This is a genomic window from Terriglobus sp. YAF25, assembly GCF_052113305.1.
GTDB lineage: Bacteria > Acidobacteriota > Terriglobia > Terriglobales > Acidobacteriaceae > Terriglobus.
Window position 1 is genome coordinate 1 of sequence record NZ_JBFRCY010000898.1, and the last position, 1,788, is coordinate 1,788.

Genomic DNA, 1,788 nt, shown 5'->3' on the forward strand with positions numbered 1-1,788 from the left:
GAACATCGTCTTTTGACCGGATTCGCCGTGGATCCGAAACTGTTGCAGGACCCCCACTACGTAGCCGTAGTGCGTGACCAGGCCAGCCTGATTGTTCCTGAAAATGCGATGAAGTGGGGCGCACTGCGGCCCACACGCGGTCAGTATTCGTTCGAGCAGGCGGATGCATTGCTTACCTTTGCGGAGCAGAACCGGATTCGTCTACGCGGACACACGCTGTGCTGGCATCGTTCGCTGCCGTCGTGGGTGGAGGCGATCGATTCTGCGCAGGAGGCCCGCCGGCAACTGACCGAACATATTCAGGCAGYTGCGGGCCGATATACGGGGAGAATGCACTCCTGGGACGTTGTGAATGAGGCCGTCGAAGTAAAGGACAATCGCCCTGACGGCCTGCGGAACTCGTTCTGGCTTCGAATGGTGGGGCCGGACTATATCGAAGTGGCCTTTCAGGCAGCGCGTGCGGCGGACCCGGCGGCGCTTCTGAGCTACAACGACTATGGTCTGGAGAGCGAGACCTACGACGCGGAACAAAAGCGCAGTGCTGTCCTGCTCCTGTTGCGGCGGCTAAAGGCGAGACGTGTGCCTCTCGATGCGGTCGGGATTCAGTGCCGACGCCGTCAAAGCCTGGTCTATAGGACTGCCCGGTAAATTGCCCGGCAAAGGCAAGAATGGTATCCTACAGAAGACACTAGACGAGTGAATTTAAGAGAAGAGAAGTAGAGGAGCAACGTAATCCCGTGTTAGCACCTGCCAAGAAGACAGAAATTATCACCAAATTCCGCACGCATGATTCGGATACTGGTAGCCCCGAGGTCCAGATTGCGATTCTGAGCGAGCGGATCGGCGAGCTGACGGAGCACTTCAAGACCCATAAGAAGGACCATGGCTCCCGTCGCGGCCTGCTGATGCTTGTCAGCAAGCGCCGTCGCCTGCTGGACTACCTCAAGAAGAACGACTCTGACCGCTACCGCGAAGTGATCGGCAAGCTGGGCATCCGTAAGTAAGCGGATTCATCATCTGCTTCCGGTTGAGCTTTACGCGGCACGAGTAACTATGCCCACGCGCACGAAATTTCCATATACGGCTGCGGGGTCCGCTATGCGGACTTCAGCAGCCGTTTATGCTTTTCCGCCCCTCTGGAGCGCGCGGTAATGACAGGCGCGATGGTAGCTGAACAGCCAGGCGCGCCTCTGTCAGGGCATCCCCAACCCAAATTTGCTGTATTGCATGGCCGCCGCCAATGGCCCGCCATGTCTTTGCAGTCGTGTGTCTGACAGACGCACAACACCAGGTTTCGAGACGAAGACAGAAGAGAAAGAAAGAGAGAACACTAGATGAAACAGGAAGTGACTGTTGAGCTTGCCGGCGGCAAGCGAATTACATTTGAGACGGGACGGATTGCGAAGCAGGCCTCAGGCGCTGCGCTGACGACCAGCGGCGATACCGTAGTCCTCGGCACGGCTGTTGCCAGCCCGGAGCCAAAGGAAGGTATTGATTTCTTCCCGCTCACCGTTGAGTATCGCGAGTTTACCTATGCCGGTGGACGTATTCCCGGCGGCTTTATCAAGCGTGAGGGCCGTCCTTCGGAGAAGGAGATTCTCACTGCACGCCAGATCGATCGTCCCATCCGTCCGCTGTTCCCGGAAGGCTTCCGCAATGAGACGCAGGTGGTTGGCTTCGTTTATTCCGCAGACAAGGAAAACGATCCTGACGTCGTCGCCATCAATGCGGCATCCTGCGCCCTGGCGCTGTCGGACATCCCATTTTCCGGTCCGGTCGGCGCAGTTC

The 1,788-nt window shown here is 57.8% G+C and carries 2 protein-coding genes and 1 pseudogene; all 3 read left to right on the forward strand.

Translation table 11 applies throughout. The features are described from left to right. Window positions 1-648, forward strand: a 648-nt coding sequence (locus AB4043_RS24975) for an endo-1,4-beta-xylanase (RefSeq protein ID WP_442308456.1), incomplete at its 5' end; no start/stop codon positions are given. A gap of 89 nt (window positions 649-737) precedes the next feature. Further along, window positions 738-1,004: a 30S ribosomal protein S15 gene (rpsO, locus tag AB4043_RS24980; protein ID WP_147648515.1), complete on the forward strand. Its 267-nt coding sequence runs from the start codon at window positions 738-740 to the stop codon at window positions 1,002-1,004. Between the two features lie 330 nt (window positions 1,005-1,334). Next, window positions 1,335-1,788 (forward strand): annotated as a pseudogene (locus tag AB4043_RS24985) (polyribonucleotide nucleotidyltransferase); the annotation flags it as partial.